Raw genomic sequence first — 15,370 nt, 5'->3', positions numbered from 1 at the left:
CATGGAGCAGTCTATTGTCGGGTTATTGTTTGGTGGGTTTTTTGTACTGTTGCTGCTAGGCGCGCCTATTACGGTGTCGCTGGCCGGCGCCGCCATGTTTTCATTTTTGGCCCTGGGGAAAAACCCCATCTCTTTTGTTCAAATAGCCTTTACCTCAGTTGGAAGCTTTCCTTTGATGGCATTGCCTGCCTTTATTTTGGCAGGTGCGTTGATGGAAGCAGGCGGGATCTCGCGACGTTTAGTTGATATTGCAGAAACAATGGCGGGGCCAGTTACAGGTGGCTTGGGTATGGCAACCGTTCTGGCTTGCCTGTTCTTTGGAGCTATTTCGGGTTCTGGCCCTGCCACCACTGCGGCTGTCGGGATGTTGATGATTCCGGCAATGACGCAGCGTAACTACGACTTGAGCTATGCCTCAGCATTAACGGCATCATCAGGCGGTTTGGGAATTATTATTCCACCCTCTATTCCTATGGTGATTTTTGGTATCTCGGCCTTGGGATTACGGCCACCCGCAGAAGCTATCGCTTTGCATGGTCAATTTTCTACGGTTTCCATTTCCAAATTATTTATTGCCGGCGTGGTTCCAGGGATAATCATGGCATCTAGCATACTTGTAATGAACTACGCCATTTCACGTAAGTCTGGATATAAAGGTATTGGTTCGGGGTGGTGTTTTTCGGATTTGAAAAAATCCGTGCGCCGTGGCATATGGTCTATTTTCGCGCCGGTCTTTATCTTGGGCGGAATTTATGCGGGCTTCTTTACCCCTACAGAATCAGCCGTCGTGGCTATTGTCTATACCTTGTTCGTAGGTGTTTGCATTCATCGGGAAATGAGCTGGATAAAATTATTCAATTCTTTGCGAACCACGACCTGGATTACGGGTCGCGTTTTGTTGATTTTATTTGCAGCAACCGTATTTGGCCGCTTGCTGGTCGAGCAGCGTATTCCTGCCTTGATTGCTGAGTCCTTGATCGGCTGGACAGACAATATGTATTTGATCTGGACCATCCTGATTGTCTTCTTGCTGTTCGTGGGCATGTTCATGGAAACACTGGCTGCCATCATGATTTTGGTGCCCGTGTTACTGCCTGTGACGTATATGTTGGGGGTAGACCCTACGCACGTTGGGATTGTGGTGATTTGTACCTTGTCTGTGGGTTTTATTACACCGCCATTAGGAGAAAACCTGTTTGTGGCATCGGGCATAGGGGGAGCGACCGTAGAACAAGTCGTAGTCAAAGCATTGCCATTTATTCTGGTGTTGGTAGTGGCTGTCTTCATCATCGCTTTCACCCCTGGTCTATCACTATGGTTACCTGGATTAATGGGGTATTGAGATGAGTATTGTGCATAACTTTCTGGCTGCGGTAGTGGTCGGGGCGTCGCTAACGTACGCGAGTGGCGTACAGGCTGGCGCGCCCGGTGTGGCGCAGGCAACAGGCTTGCTGCCTACCACGATTGGAGCGCAACAACAGCGAGCGCATCGATTATTGGACAAGGCGATAGCGCACATACGCCAGAACGGCCCCCAAGCGGTGAATGATTTCACACACGATCCGGCCTTTATTGACCGTGATTTATACGTATATAGCGTGAGTCTTGCGGGCCAGATGTTGTCTAGCGGTGGCTGGTCGGCGGGCTTGATAGGGCAGAACGTATTGAGTGAAACGGACGATGCCGGACAGCCTTTTTTTAGCCAGATGTTAGCGTTGGCGAAACAAAACCAGTCCGGGAGTATTGAGTACTACTGGTTTAATCCTAATGAAGGCAAGCATGAAGTCAAAATTACGTATTTTGAGGTCGTGGATGGGATTGTGATTGCTGTCGGGTTTTTCCCTGGCTACCCAACCGAGGAACAGGCCAAGCAAATGCTGGAGCAGGCGATGAGCGAATACTTTGCTGATCCTGTAGCCGCACTACGTAAATTCCGTAATAAACAGGGCGAGTTCAGACGCCAGGATCAATATGTGTTTGTACTGGACAAAGCGCAGCGCAAGGTGGTGCTGAATCCTGTATTCGCGGAGAATAACGATGTCTCGGTGGATGATATTACCGATGTGCAAGGCCAGCATTTTCTACGGGAAATGTTGGAGCATGCCTCACCTAACACGATCCAATCTATTGATTACTGGTGGCTAAGCTCCGAAACACGCCAAGTGGAGCACAGACGGGCGTTTTATCAACAGATGGGGGAGATGGTGATTGCTGTGGGCACTACTGTGTTTCCTGAATCCCCCCCTTGAGAAAGGACTTTGTTCCAACCTTGCCGGCCTTTTCAGGCCGGTTTTTTTATGTGTGATCGCGAGAGAGGTCAAGGCCGCAACCGGTATCCTGTCTTGAAAATCCAGGCAGCCACGCCCAGAAACACGCTTAAAAACAGCAGTGTCATCCCCAGGCTCAGCCACACATTCACATCGGCCAGATCAAAAAAGCTCCAGCGAAAGCCGCTGATCAGGTACAGCACTGGATTCAGCAAGGTCAGCTTTTGCCAGAATTCGGGCAGCATGTCGATAGAGTAGAAAGTGCCGCCCAGAAAGGTAAGGGGGGTCAGAATCAGCATGGGCACAAACTGTAGTTTTTCAAAATTGTCGGCCCAGATGCCAATAATGAAACCCAGCAGGCTGAAGGTCAGGGCGGTCAGTGCCAGAAAGCACAGCATCCAGACGGGGTGGGCAATCTCGTAAGGGACAAACAAGCGCGCCGTAATCAGGATGATGGCCGCCAGAAACAACGACTTGGTGGCTGCTGCACCCACAAAGGCCAGGGCCACTTCAAAGTGGGAAATGGGCGCTGACAGAATCTCGTAAATATTGCGGGTAAAGCGTGGAAAGTAAATCCCGAAGGCGGCGTTGGAGACGCTATGCGTCAGCACTGACAGCATGGTAAGCCCAGGCACAATAAATGCGCCGTAGGGCACACCGCCAATTTCATTGAAGCGATGGCCGATGGCAGCGCCGAACACCACAAAATACAAGGCGGTAGAAATCACGGGTGCCACAATGCTTTGCAGCAGTGTGCGGCGGGTGCGCGACATTTCGTAGCGGTAAATAGCCAGAATGGCGTACCAATTCATGATTGTGCCCCTACAAACTCAACGTAAATATCTTCCAGACTGCGTTCACGGGTATGGATGTCGGTAATGTTCAGCCCTGCTTGGCCGATAGCCGCCAGCAAGCTGCTCAAATCGTGTTCCTGGTCGCGGTTGTTCAAGGGGTAGAGCAGACTCATGCCGTCCGCGGAGGTCTGTAGGCCCAGTGAACCCAGCGAGGCGGGTAGGGCGCTGAGCGGCTCAGCCAAAGTCAAACTTAGGGTTTTGCCGCCCAGGCGGCGCATCAGATTATGTTTGGTCTCGACCAGTTGCAGTGAGCCTTTATTGATAAAGCCAATGCGGTCCGCCATTTCCTGGGCTTCTTCGATGTAGTGGGTGGTCAAAATAATGGTGACCCCTTGATCACGCAATCGCTTGACCAAGGCCCACATGCCTTGGCGCAAGGCCACGTCCACACCGGCGGTCGGTTCATCGAGAAACAGGATTTCAGGTTCGTGAGAAAGCGCTTTGGCAATCAGTACGCGGCGCTTCATGCCGCCCGAGAGCGTAATCAAGGGGCTGTCTTTTTTATCCCACAAGGACAAGTCTTTCAGAATCTGTTCAATCAGGGCCGGATTGGCGGCTTTGCCAAACAGGCCACGACTGAAATTGACGGTATTCCAGACGGTCTCGAAGGAGTCGGCGCTCAGCTCTTGTGGCACTAAGCCAATTTTCTGGCGGGCGCGCTTGTAGTCGGTGACATTGTCTGCCCCATCTACCAGGACGGTGCCGCTGCTGCGATTGACCAGCCCGCAGATAATGCTGATCAAGGTGGTTTTGCCTGCGCCGTTGGCACCGAGCAAGGCAAAGATTTCGCCTCGCCAGATATCCAGGTCTAAAGCGTGCAGGGCTTGATGCCCGTTTGCGTATTGTTTGCTCAGGCCTCGAACACGCAAAATAGCGTGGGAATCAGGAGTGTTCTGCATAGACAGTAAAATGACCCTTTTGCTGTGCCGACAGGGTTTGAATAACGCAATGGATGTGACAATGCCAACTAGCTTACCACCGCAAACAGACAGTGACGTTTTGAGTGATGCTCAGGCGATGGCTTTAGCCCTGGAACAGGCTCAACTGGCAGCCAGCATCGGCGAAGTGCCGGTCGGTGCCGTACTATTGGATGCGGATGGCAGGCTGCTATCCGTGGGCTCGAATCGCACGGTCTGTGATCACGATCCCACCCAGCATGCCGAGATCGTGGCCCTGCGTGCCGCAACGCGTAAGGTCGGTAATTACCGCCTGCCCGGAGCCAGTTTGTTTGTGACTCTGGAGCCTTGCATGATGTGTCTGGGGGCCTTGCTGCATGCGCGTCTGTCACGCGTGGTGTGGGCGGCAGCCGATCCGAAGACCGGGGTGTGTGGCAGCGTGGAGTCCTTGCACTTGCATCCCACTCTGAATCACCACACCCGTGTTTCGGGCGGTTTGATGTCCGAGGAGGCGGCCCAGGCCTTACGGGATTTTTTCCGCGAACGACGGGAACAAAAGAAGTTGCAAAAGCAGGCTCAAACAGTCCAATCGCCGCTGGATGGCGCCCAGTAGTCTCGCTAAAATAGCAGCACTTTATTTTCAAGGTTCATCATGAGCAGCCCCGAGCACGACCACCATCACCATCACCACGAACATGGCCAATGCCATTGTGGGCAGCAGGACAGTTCGGGCATTTACCTGTTTTCGCCCTCTGGCCAGATCCTTGAACCCAAGCGTTTGGAGCTGGCAAGCCAGCGTCTGAACCAGTTGGGCTTTGCCGTGGACATAGACCCGGACGCTCTGGAAGTGCACGAACGCTTTGCCGGTACGGACGCCCAGCGTCTGGCCGCTGTACAGCGGGCCTTGCAGCAGCCCCAGCCCATTGTGATGGCGACACGCGGCGGCTATGGTTTGAGCCGCATTCTGGGCCAGATCGACTGGCGCGCGGTGGCCGATAGCGGCAAACGCTTTGTCGGTATGTCGGATTTCACGGCCTTCAATCTGGCCTTGCTGGCGCAAACAGGGGCCATCAGCTACACCGGGCCCACGGCGATTGCCGATTTCGGCGGCGATGAAACCGATGAGCTGACCACCGAGCTGTTTGGCGAGTTGATGCGTGGCGAGTTGGAGCTGTTTAGTTTTGAGTCCGAGGATTCGGATGCTGTCGATGGCCATGGCATTTTGTGGGGCGGCAATCTGGCCCTGGTCTGCTCTTTGCTGGGCACACCTTATTTTCCCAATATTGACGGCGGCATCTTGTTTCTGGAAGACGTGGGCGAAGCCCCGTATCGGGTCGAGCGCATGTTGACGCAACTTTGGCATGCTGGCGTTCTGAATCGCCAAATGGCGGTGGTGTTGGGCCGTTTCACGGCCTACAAAACGGGCGCTTCGGATAATGGTTTCGATATGGATTCGGTGGTGCGCTGGTTGCGTGAAACCGTCAAGGTTCCAGTCGTAACGGGCCTGCCGTATGGGCATGTGGAGGTCAAAGTCAGCCTGCCTGTAGGCAAGGAAGTGGGCCTGGCCACCGAGGACGGCATGGCTTATCTGGTCCTGGATGAGCACGAACACTAACGGATTTCGCGCCTGCTTGATACACTACTGGGTTGAACTCAACCTTTTTCAAAGTACGTTTACGTGATCTCCACCGCTAATTTAACGATCCAGTTTGGTGCCAAGCCTTTATTTGAAAACGTCAGTGTCAAACTGGGCGGAGGCAACCGCTATGGCCTGATTGGTGCCAACGGGTCGGGCAAGTCTACCTTCATGAAAATCATTGGCGGCGACCTGGAGCCAAGCGGGGGTAATGTATCGCTGGACCCGGGCGTGCGCCTGGGCAAGCTGCGTCAGGACCAGTTTGCTTACGAAGACAAACGTGTGCTGGATGTGGTGTTGATGGGCCACACCGAAATGTGGAGCACCATGCAAGAGCGTGATGCCATCTACGATAATCCAGAGGCCACGGAAGAAGACTACATGAAGGCCGCCGAGCTGGAGGCCCGTTTTGCCGAGTACGACGGCTACACCGCCGAGAGCCGTGCCGGTGAACTGCTGATGGGTCTGGAAATTCCGGTCGAACAGCACCAGTTGCCCATGAGCGAAATTGCTCCGGGCTGGAAGCTGCGTGTGCTGCTGGCACAGGCCCTGTTCTCCAATCCTGATGTCCTGCTGCTGGACGAGCCGACCAACAACCTGGATATCAACACGATCCGCTGGTTGGAAGATGTGCTCAACAGCTACCAGAGCACCATGATCATCATCAGTCACGATCGTCACTTCCTGAACCAGGTTTGCACCCACATGGCCGATTTGGACTACGGCGAACTGCGTGTCTACCCCGGCAATTACGATGATTACATGCTGGCTTCCGTGCAGTCGCGCGAACGCGTGTTGGCGGCCAACTCCAAGGCCAAAGAGCGCATTGGCGAGCTGCAGGACTTTGTGCGCCGTTTTGCCGCCAACAAGTCCAAGTCCCGTCAGGCGACGTCGCGTCTGAAGCAGATTGGTCGCTTGAAAGCAGACACTATCGAAGTCAAACCTTCTTCGCGTCAGAATCCGTTTATTCGCTTTGAACAGAAAAAAGTCCTGCATCGTCTGGCCGTCACCATCGAGGGGTTGAGCAAATCCTACGATCATCCCGTTATCAAGAACTTCTCGGCCATGATTGATGCGGGCGAGAAAATTGCGATTGTGGGGGCGAACGGTGTGGGTAAGACGACCTTGCTGCGTTTGCTGGCTGGTGATCTGGCTCCCGACAGCGGTTCGGTCGTCTGGTCCGAAAACGCCGATATCGGCTACATGGCTCAGGACGTATCGGACGAATTCGATACCGAAGACAATGTGTTTGACTGGATCAGCCAGTTCCGTCAGGCGGGCGACGACGATCAGTCTCTGCGTTCTGTGCTGGGTCGCATGCTGTTCTCGGCCGATGACATCATCAAGCCTGTAAAGGTGTTGTCCGGTGGCGAGAAAAACCGCATGACCTTCTCGCGTCTGATGCTGGGCCGGCATAACGTCATGTTGCTGGACGAGCCCACCAACCACCTGGACATGGAGTCGATCGAGTCCTTGCAGATGGCCCTGGAAAAGTTTGAAGGCACCCTGATTTTCGTGTCCCATGACCGTGAGTTCGTATCCGGTGTGGCAACCCGCATTATCGAAGTGATGCCTGAAGGCCGTCTGGTTGATTACCGTGGTGGCTACGAAGACTACCTGGCCAGCCGCGAACAGGACTGAGGCTAGCGGTGGCCGTCTTTACCCTGCGTGAGCCCACCAGCTTTGAGCAGGACATCAAAAAAAGCCGTTTTCTGGCACTGGCTGCACCAGTAGACAGTGCCAGCCAGGCCTTGGCCTTCTTCCAGGCCAAGGCTGTGCCCGATGCTACGCATAACTGCTGGGCTTACAAGATCGGGGCTGAATACCGCTTTAACGACGACGGCGAGCCTGGCGGTACGGCCGGGCGCCCCATTTTGCAAGCCATAGAAGGGCAAGATTGCGACCGTGTCGCGGTGTTGGTCATTCGCTGGTTTGGGGGCGTCAAGCTGGGAACGGGCGGCCTGGTGCGTGCCTACGGCGGCGTGGCCGCTCAATGTTTGCGTCTTGCTGATAAGCAGGAACTGATTCCCATGGCCGCCTTGCGCTGCCGCTGCTCCTTCGCCGACCTGGCTTTGATTCAATCCCGTTTCGACAGTTTTGGCGTTCAGGTTCAGGACGAGCAATTCGACGCTGAAGGCGTGCAGTGGGTATTGAATCTGCCAGTCGAGCATAAGACGGAGTTCCAGCAGTCCTTTATCAATATGACGCGTGGCCAGGGCGAATGTGAGCCCCTGGAGCAAACGTAGGCTATCCTCCGTTCAACAAGCCGGGTCGCAATGAGCTTGTTCTTGCTATCTGTATTGATGGGGCCTTTTTGGACGAAAAGGTATCTTTTCCAGACGATTGTCCCTTCGCGCTGTCCGGGCCGTGGCCATACTAAACACTTCTGATTCCTTCTAAGTCTGCATCCAGCCTGCGGGTATGATCGGGTTTAGTCAGCATTGTGGGTATATGTCATGTCCTACGAGATCCATGCCAGCCAGTGGCTCAATACGAGCGCGCCATTAAGCCTGTCATCCTTGCGTGGCCGCGTTGTGGTGGTCACTGCCTTTCAGATGCTTTGTCCGGGCTGTGTCATCAACAGCCTGCCGCAAGCCAAGAAACTCGATACCCTGTTCTCGCGCGATGATTTGCGCATTATTGGCCTGCATAGCGTGTTCGAGCATCATGCGGTGATGGGCCCGGCAGCCTTGCAAGCCTTCGCCCATGAGTATCGCTTGAATTTTCCTATTGCCATTGATCAGCCCTCAGACAGCGGCCCCTTGCCGCGCACCATGAAGGAGTGGGGACTGGGCGGGACGCCATCCACCATTATTTTTGATCGTGATGGCAATCTGGCTTTGAAGGAACTGGGCCATCTGGATGATTTGCGTCTGGGTGCGTTTGTCGGGCAGTTGATTGCTCGTCGCCCGGCCCAGGAAAACAAGAAAGAGGGGATGATGGAAAAGGAAGGCTCGCCCTCTTGCGGGCCTACGTGTACCTATTAGGTGTTTTGCTGAAAAGGGTTTGTCATGAAGATTGCCGTGTTTGATACCTACGTCGTGCGTCCTGACGGGCGGCGTATGCACTTTGATATTTTGGTCAGCGATGAGGCCAAGGATATGGACAAGGTCCTGAGTTATGGTCGGCGTTATCTCGAGGCCAAAGGGGTGAGTGTGGAAAGCTTCACCTCGCGAGAGTGTCGTTTTTGCCATACGGAAATGGCTTCCGCGCCGGTCGAGAATGAAATCAAACGTAGCGGTTTTGCGATTCTTGAGTTGGAAAACTGCGAATAAAGCAGACTCAGGCATAAAAAAACGCCAGACAACTTGTCTGGCGTTTTTTGTGGAACTGGGCCGATTAAGCCTGGTCAGGCTGCTGATTTTGCTGAGCAGCAATTTCAGCATGGACTTTTTCCATGTCCACAGCCTGGACTTGCTCGATCAGGTCGTCCAGTTGGGCAGCGGATAGGGCACCGGCTTGCGAGAACAGCAGAACGCGTTCACGGAATACCATCAAGGTTGGAATGGAGCGGATACGCAGGCCAGCAGCCAGTTCTTGCTCTTCTTCGGTGTTAACCTTGGCAAAGGTCACGTCGGGGTGCTTGGCCGCTGCCGCGTCAAAGACGGGGGCGAATTGGCGGCATGGACCGCACCAGGGAGCCCAGAAGTCGATGATCAGGGGTTTGCCGTCTTCTACTGCTGCCTGGAATGTTTCTTCGTTCAGTTCGACGATGCTCATGGGGGAGCCTCCGCAATAAAAAAGCGGCTGATGGTGTTCAGCCGCTTCGTTAAACATGTGATCAGTGTACTCGTTTTCCAGACAGCCCTAAAGCGCCAAACGAGTTTAAAGCATGCTTTTTCATTCCGTAGCGATGGCGTATTTGATCACGAACAAGATGGCCACAATCAGCGTGGCCAGGTGAATACTGCGCCAGCGGCCGGTTGTCAGTTTCAGGATGACGTAGCTGATAAATCCAAAGGCCAGACCGTTGGCAATCGAGTAAGTGAAGGGCATGGAAAAGGCAGCCAGAGCAGCAGGGACAGCCTCGGTCATGTCCTCCCACTCCACTTCAGTAATTTCACGCATCATCAGGCACGCCACGTACAGCAAGGCGGGGGCGGTGGCGTAGTTGGGCACGGTAGCCGCCAGGGGCGAGAAGAACAGGGCCAGCAGAAACAGCACGCCGATAGTCAGGGCAGTCAGACCGGTACGGCCGCCGGCTTGCACGCCCGAGGCGCTTTCTACGTAGGCGGTGGTACTGCTGGTGCCTAACATCGAGCCGGCCACAATGGCGGTGCTGTCGGCTAAAAGGGCGCGACCCAAGCGATTGGGTTTGCCTTCCTCGATCAGACGGGCACGTTTGGCAACGCCGATCATGGTGCCAGTGGCGTCAAACACTTCAACCAGTACCAGAACCAGAATTACGTGGACAAAGCCGGTGTGCAGAGCACCCATGATGTCCAGTTGCATAAACGTGGGCATCAGAGAGGGCGGGGCGGAGACTACGCCACCGAACTCGCTATGACCGGTCAGCATAGATAAAACGGTCACGGCCAGAATGCCGATCAGAATTGCACCACGTATTTTCAGCGCATCCAGGGCGGCAATAATGAAGAAACCTAAAATGGCATACAGTGCGGCTGGTTGGGTCAGGTCACCCAATGTAATTTTGGTGTCGGGGTGAGCGACCACAATGCCCGAGTTCATCAAGGCAATCAGGCCCAGGAACATACCAATACCGGCGGCAATCGCGCTTTGCAAGGATTTGGGAATGCCCCGAATCAGCCAGGATCGGATGCCAGTCACCGTCAGGATCAGGAAGATTACGCCGGAAATAAAGACCGCGCCCAGTGCTTGTTGCCAGGTATAGCCCAGGGAGGCGACCACAGTGAAGGCAAAAAAAGCGTTCAGACCCATACCCGGCGCCATGCCGATAGGCCAGTTGGCCACAAAGGCCATGATGAAGGTGCCCAAAGCGGCGGCCAAGCAGGTAGCGACAAAAATAGCGTTGCGATCCATGCCTGTGGAGGACAGGATGTCTGGATTCACAAAAATAATATAGGACATGGTCAGGAAGGTGGTAATACCTGCCAGGACCTCGGTACGAACGTTGGTGCCATGCTCAGAGAGTTTGAAGAGACGTTCAAACATGGGCAGCCTCCTTGTGATTATTAGGCGATCGGAGCTTGAGATTATCGATGCGGGATTTTAACCACGAGTGTGCCACGGCGTCGTCCCCCTTTGTCGCGATGTATCGGCACAACCCCGACACTATCCGCTGATTGTCTTGAGGGGATAAATTCCTATTTTCCCCAATACAGCAGGCTAAAATAAGTCCTATGAATATTCTTGGATTTGAAAGTTCCTGCGATGAAACCGGCGTGGCGCTGGTCAGCACGGAACAGGGCTTGTTGGCCCATGCCTTGCACAGCCAGATTGCCATGCACCGTGAATACGGTGGGGTGGTGCCTGAACTGGCCTCTCGCGATCATATCCGCCGTGTCCTGCCTTTGACACGTCAGGTGCTGGCTTCTTGCCATATGCAGCTCGATCAGGTCGATGCCATTGCCTATACCGCCGGTCCTGGCCTGGCCGGGGCCCTGCTGGTGGGGGCCAGCGTGGCGCAGTCGATTGCCTGGTCGCTGAAGAAACCGACCATTGCCATCCATCACCTGGAAGGCCATTTGCTCTCGCCTTTGTTGGCCGAGCCGCGTCCGGACTTTCCTTTTGTGGCTTTGCTGGTCTCGGGTGGTCATACCCAACTGATGCGCGTGGATGGCGTGGGTCAGTACGAATTGCTGGGTGAAACGCTGGACGATGCGGCGGGCGAAGCCTTTGATAAAAGCGCCAAGCTGATGGGCCTGGGCTATCCCGGCGGCCCGGCCCTGTCGCGTCTGGCTGAACAGGGAGACCCCAGCGTCTACGAGTTGCCGCGTCCCATGATGCATAGCAAGGATCTGGATTTCAGCTTTAGTGGTTTGAAAACTGCCGTGCTGACGCGCCTGCGCAAGCTGGAAGCGCAAGAGGGCGGGATGACTGAACAGCAACGCGCTGATCTGGCCGCCGCGACCGAGGCCGCGATTGTGGATGTGTTGGCCGCCAAGGCCGTCAAAGCCTTGAAGCAAACCGGCTTGAAACGTTTGGTGGTTGCCGGTGGTGTGGGCGCCAACCGCCACTTGCGGGCGTATCTACAAAAAGCCGTGGCGCGTTTGAAGGGCGAGGTGTTTTTTCCACCGCTGGAGTTCTGTACCGATAACGGTGCCATGATTGCTTTTGCGGCGGCCATGCGGGTCAAACACGGTTTGGCGACGTTAGATGATAGTCAGCATGGCTTTGCCATTCGGCCTCGCTGGGATCTGGCCTGTGTAAATCAGCCCGTCTCCCCGCCAGAGCGTTAGCATTTATTTTTTCTTGGAACCGATCTTGCTTTCTTTGCCTGTCAGCAGACGGCGAATGTTCTCTTGGTGACGCCACAGCAAGAAAGCACTGATCAGGACCAGGGCGGTGGCAATGGACGCATTCATGGGCCAGACCACCTTGGCACCGAGTAGGTAAAACAAGGGAGCGAACACGGCACTGATAATGGCGGCCAGTGAGGAGTAACGGCTGACATAGGCAATAATCAGCCAGGTGGCCGCGGTAGCCAGAGCCAGCCAGGGCAGCAGGGCCAGGATGACACCCAGCGCGGTTGCCACGCCTTTGCCGCCTTTGAAGCCCAGAAAGACCGGGTATAAGTGACCTAAAAAGGCAAAAAAGGCGCTGACGCCCAGTAATGTGGGTGCCCAGCCCCAGTTGCTGATGGCCTGTTGGGTCAGAAAGACAGCCAGCCAGCCTTTGAAGGCATCGCCCAACAAGGTCAGAATGGCTGCTTTTTTATTGCCGCTACGTAGTACATTAGTGGCTCCCGGATTTTTCGAACCAAAGGTGCGAGGGTCTTGCAAGCCCATGATCTTGCTGACGATTACGGCAAACGGCAAGGACCCCAGCAAGTAGGATAAAAGGGCGACAAGCGGTACAGCCACAGCAAAAGAAACGGCGTTCATGAGGATTGAGCTCCACAATTATTGTTGCGCGGATTCTACCGGCCTTGCAGCAAAATACCAAAGGCAGCGGGTACAATTTGCTGCCCCTGTTAGATTTTTAACGGAAAAGTAAGCATGCGTATTCTGGTCTCCAACGATGATGGCTATACAGCAGCCGGTATCGAGGCGTTGTATGAAGCTTTGCAAGGGCTGGGCGAGCTAACTGTCATTGCACCTGAGACCAATTGCAGTGGTGCCAGCAATTCCCTGACCTTGAATCGTCCCTTGTCGCTGCGCCAGGCCAGCAATGGTTTTTATTTTGTGAATGGTACACCGTCTGATTGTGTCCACGTGGCGCTGACCGGTTTGCTGGACTTCCGTCCCGATCTGATAGTGTCCGGTATCAATAATGGCGCCAATATGGGTGATGACACTTTGTATTCGGGCACGGTCGCTGCTGCGATGGAAGGCCATTTATTCGGCATTCCCGCGATTGCCTTTTCCCTGATCGAACGGGGCTGGAAAAACCTGGACAGCGCGGCGCGCGTGGCACGGGACTTGGTGCAGCGGTGTCAGAAGCAGCCGCTGGCGGTCAACACCCTGCTGAACGTGAACATTCCGTGCCTGCCGTATGAAGCCCTGACAGGTATGCAGGTGACGCGCTTGGGCAAGCGCCACCCCTCGGAGCCGGTGGTGAAAAGCCAGACTCCTTATGGCGAACCCGTCTACTGGATTGGTCGTGTAGGTGGCGTGTCCGATAGCGAGCAGGGAACGGATTTCGGAGCGATTGAAAGCGGTGCGGTGTCGATTACTCCCTTGCGGGCAGATCTGACGAATCACGATCAACTGGCTGGTTTGCGGGACTGGGTGCAATGACAAGCAAACCCGGCAAACGCTATCCTTTCGCGGATGGGACACGGAACCGGTTTGGCAAGTCCAGCCTGGGCAGTGGCTTGTCTGCCAGCAACAGCAATACGCGCATCGTGCAACGGGGTCAGTTACAACCGACACCGTCGGTCAATTTGTCACCGCAAGTGTCAACAAGTGTCAATCTAGGTTTGAACTCGGAACGCTCGCGTGGCATGATGATTGAGCGCTTACGCCGACAGGGAATTACCGATGAACGGGTGTTGGCCGCCATGCAGGTAGTGCCTCGCCATCAGTTTGTTGATCAAGGTTTGGCCAGTCGGGCCTATGAAGATGATGCCTTGCCCATTGGCTTTGCGCAGACCATCTCCCAGCCTTGGGTCGTGGCTCATATGATCAGTTTGGTGTGTGACCAGAAAATACCGAATAAAGTATTGGAAGTGGGCGCCGGGTGTGGTTATCAGGCCGCTGTTTTGGCACAATTGGTCAAAGAAGTGTACGCCGTGGAACGCATCAAAGGTTTGTGCGATATGGCCCGCGATCACATGCGTCAATTAGGTCTGTCGCAACGTGCTCGAATACTGTTTGGTGACGGAATGCAAGGTTATCCTGCGGCAGCCCCGTATGATGCTATTGTTGTGGCGGCAGCCGGTCCGGTCATTCCCAGAACCTTATTGGAACAATTAACATTGGGGGGGAGGCTGATCGCCCCTGAAGGTACGACACAACAGCGCCTGGTTTTGGTGGAACGCACCGGACAGGCTTCGTGGCGTCGTGAAGAACTTGATGCGGTTCGCTTCGTGCCGATGCGAGCCGGAACCCAGATTTAGTCAGATATTCTCAGGAGATTTTTATGCAGCATGCAGTCAGGTTACCGTTAACCGCTGCTTCCACCGGTACACAGTGGTTCTTGACGCCCCGTCAGTGCCTGGTGGCGGCTGTGGTCACCAGTACCCTGCTGGCTGGTTGTGCAAGCCGTAACGAGCGTGCCCCAGTCACCGACCTGAGTTCTTCTTCGGCGGCGGGCAGCGTCAGCAGTGCCACAGGTACCTATGTGGTACGTCCTGGCGATACGCTTTACAAAATCGCCCAGGCACACGGCATGGACGTGAACTCGCTGATCCAGTTGAACCAGATTACCGATCCTTCCATGCTGCGCGTGGGCCAAACCTTGCGTCTGGATGGCAATACCTCGATGGCGGCAGTCAACACTCGCCCAGCCGGTAGCGGTAGCACACAGACCTCGCCCGTCAGCCCGGCCACTCCGGTCAAGACTGAAACACCTGTGTCTGCGCCTCGCGCTAGCGACGCTGCCCTGATCGCCTGGGGTTGGCCTGCCAGTGGCAAGATCATCCAGGGCTTCAATGCCTCGACCAAGGGCATTGATATTGAAGGCAAGGTGGGTGATCCCGTGGTTGCCGCTGCGGATGGCAAGATCATGTATGCCGGTAATGGTGTGCGTGGTTTAGGTTCGATGGTGTTGGTCGGTCATAGCAATGGTTTTATTACCGCTTATGCCCATAACAGTGTCTTGCACGTTAAAACGGGCCAGCAGGTGAAGAAGGGACAGCGTATTGCCGATCTGGGTCAATCTGACACCACCTCGCCACGGCTGCACTTCGAGATTCGTCGTTCCGGTACGCCGGTCAATCCGATCTCGTACCTGCCTACGCGATAAGCTCGGTATCTGGACTGACAAGAAAGCGGCTTTTGGCCGCTTTTTTTGTGTACTGTGTCTGGCGCCTGAGTGCTCTGAGGCTTTTAACGGAGATGGGCCCTGACGCTTGCCCGCGCTGTTTGCTGACCCTCCTGGGCATGGTGGGTTCACCCGCTGTGCTCAACCGCT

The 15,370-nt window shown here is 54.9% G+C and carries 17 protein-coding genes; 12 read left to right on the top strand and 5 right to left on the bottom strand.

Annotated features, from left to right (window positions below):
- Window position 1 precedes the first annotated feature (1 nt).
- Together AC6I6N_RS04565 and AC6I6N_RS04560 are read left to right on the top strand one after the other, a co-directional pair.
- Window positions 2–1,342: a TRAP transporter large permease gene (locus AC6I6N_RS04565; RefSeq protein ID WP_108727561.1), complete on the top strand. Its 1,341-nt coding sequence runs from the start codon at window positions 2–4 to the stop codon at window positions 1,340–1,342.
- A 1-nt stretch (window position 1,343) separates the two neighbouring features.
- Complete coding sequence (locus tag AC6I6N_RS04560; protein WP_376913069.1) at window positions 1,344–2,249, top strand: cache domain-containing protein; 906 nt, start codon at window positions 1,344–1,346, stop codon at window positions 2,247–2,249.
- A gap of 68 nt (window positions 2,250–2,317) precedes the next feature.
- Here the strand turns inward: AC6I6N_RS04560 and AC6I6N_RS04555 are convergent, their stop codons facing one another.
- Both AC6I6N_RS04555 and AC6I6N_RS04550 read right to left on the bottom strand, forming a co-directional pair.
- On the bottom strand, window positions 2,318–3,079 hold the full coding sequence (locus AC6I6N_RS04555) for an ABC transporter permease (RefSeq protein WP_497943257.1): 762 nt from the start codon (window positions 3,077–3,079) through the stop codon (window positions 2,318–2,320).
- Entirely contained in the window at window positions 3,076–4,020 is a 945-nt protein-coding gene (locus AC6I6N_RS04550; protein WP_125276743.1) for an ABC transporter ATP-binding protein, read from the bottom strand. The genes AC6I6N_RS04555 and AC6I6N_RS04550 overlap by 4 nt, the downstream gene beginning before the upstream one ends.
- Window positions 4,021–4,081: 61 nt before the next feature.
- Between AC6I6N_RS04550 and tadA the strand changes: the two genes are divergently transcribed.
- The 6 genes from tadA (at window position 4,082) to AC6I6N_RS04520 (ending at window position 8,928) form a co-directional block, all read left to right on the top strand.
- On the top strand, window positions 4,082–4,630 hold the full coding sequence (gene tadA, locus AC6I6N_RS04545; RefSeq protein ID WP_497943256.1) for a tRNA adenosine(34) deaminase TadA: 549 nt from the start codon (window positions 4,082–4,084) through the stop codon (window positions 4,628–4,630).
- 39 nt (window positions 4,631–4,669) lie between these two features.
- A complete protein-coding gene (locus tag AC6I6N_RS04540) occupies window positions 4,670–5,632 on the top strand; it encodes an LD-carboxypeptidase (RefSeq protein WP_094196900.1) in 963 nt (320 codons plus the stop codon).
- Between the two features lie 63 nt (window positions 5,633–5,695).
- On the top strand, window positions 5,696–7,294 hold the full coding sequence (locus AC6I6N_RS04535; protein WP_094196899.1) for an ABC-F family ATPase: 1,599 nt from the start codon (window positions 5,696–5,698) through the stop codon (window positions 7,292–7,294).
- 8 nt (window positions 7,295–7,302) lie between these two features.
- Complete coding sequence (locus AC6I6N_RS04530; protein WP_094196898.1) at window positions 7,303–7,899, top strand: IMPACT family protein; 597 nt, start codon at window positions 7,303–7,305, stop codon at window positions 7,897–7,899.
- Between the two features lie 210 nt (window positions 7,900–8,109).
- A complete protein-coding gene (locus tag AC6I6N_RS04525) occupies window positions 8,110–8,640 on the top strand; it encodes a peroxiredoxin family protein (protein WP_497943255.1) in 531 nt (176 codons plus the stop codon).
- 24 nt (window positions 8,641–8,664) lie between these two features.
- Entirely contained in the window at window positions 8,665–8,928 is a 264-nt protein-coding gene (locus AC6I6N_RS04520) for a DUF2024 family protein (protein ID WP_094196896.1), read from the top strand.
- Between the two features lie 64 nt (window positions 8,929–8,992).
- Here the strand turns inward: AC6I6N_RS04520 and trxA are convergent, their stop codons facing one another.
- Window positions 8,993–9,373: a thioredoxin gene (gene trxA / locus AC6I6N_RS04515; protein ID WP_094196895.1), complete on the bottom strand. Its 381-nt coding sequence runs from the start codon at window positions 9,371–9,373 to the stop codon at window positions 8,993–8,995.
- A 120-nt stretch (window positions 9,374–9,493) separates the two neighbouring features.
- Window positions 9,494–10,786 (bottom strand): NCS2 family permease, encoded by a 1,293-nt coding sequence (locus AC6I6N_RS04510; protein ID WP_094196894.1) that lies wholly within the window; start codon window positions 10,784–10,786, stop codon window positions 9,494–9,496.
- A 188-nt stretch (window positions 10,787–10,974) separates the two neighbouring features.
- Here AC6I6N_RS04510 and tsaD point away from each other — a divergent pair, with 188 nt between their 5' ends.
- Window positions 10,975–12,033 (top strand): tRNA (adenosine(37)-N6)-threonylcarbamoyltransferase complex transferase subunit TsaD, encoded by a 1,059-nt coding sequence (tsaD, locus tag AC6I6N_RS04505; protein WP_094196893.1) that lies wholly within the window; start codon window positions 10,975–10,977, stop codon window positions 12,031–12,033.
- Window positions 12,034–12,036: 3 nt separating this feature from the next.
- On the opposite strand, the gene plsY is transcribed toward tsaD, so the two are convergent.
- Complete coding sequence (gene plsY / locus AC6I6N_RS04500; protein ID WP_094196892.1) at window positions 12,037–12,678, bottom strand: glycerol-3-phosphate 1-O-acyltransferase PlsY; 642 nt, start codon at window positions 12,676–12,678, stop codon at window positions 12,037–12,039.
- Window positions 12,679–12,792: 114 nt separating this feature from the next.
- Here plsY and surE point away from each other — a divergent pair, with 114 nt between their 5' ends.
- The 3 genes from surE to AC6I6N_RS04485 are packed head-to-tail and all read left to right on the top strand — an operon-like array spanning window position 12,793 to window position 15,202.
- Window positions 12,793–13,533 (top strand): 5'/3'-nucleotidase SurE, encoded by a 741-nt coding sequence (gene surE, locus AC6I6N_RS04495; protein WP_230017959.1) that lies wholly within the window; start codon window positions 12,793–12,795, stop codon window positions 13,531–13,533.
- Window positions 13,530–14,354: a protein-L-isoaspartate(D-aspartate) O-methyltransferase gene (locus AC6I6N_RS04490; RefSeq protein ID WP_094196890.1), complete on the top strand. Its 825-nt coding sequence runs from the start codon at window positions 13,530–13,532 to the stop codon at window positions 14,352–14,354. The genes surE and AC6I6N_RS04490 overlap by 4 nt, the downstream gene beginning before the upstream one ends.
- A 23-nt stretch (window positions 14,355–14,377) precedes the next feature.
- A complete protein-coding gene (locus AC6I6N_RS04485; protein ID WP_094196889.1) occupies window positions 14,378–15,202 on the top strand; it encodes a peptidoglycan DD-metalloendopeptidase family protein in 825 nt (274 codons plus the stop codon).
- The last annotated feature ends 168 nt before the right edge of the window (window positions 15,203–15,370 follow it).

It is taken from the genome of Alcaligenes sp. LTN-3 (assembly GCF_059735605.1).
Note: the sequence above shows the minus strand (reverse complement) of the source record. Positions and strands in the feature narration are given on the sequence as shown.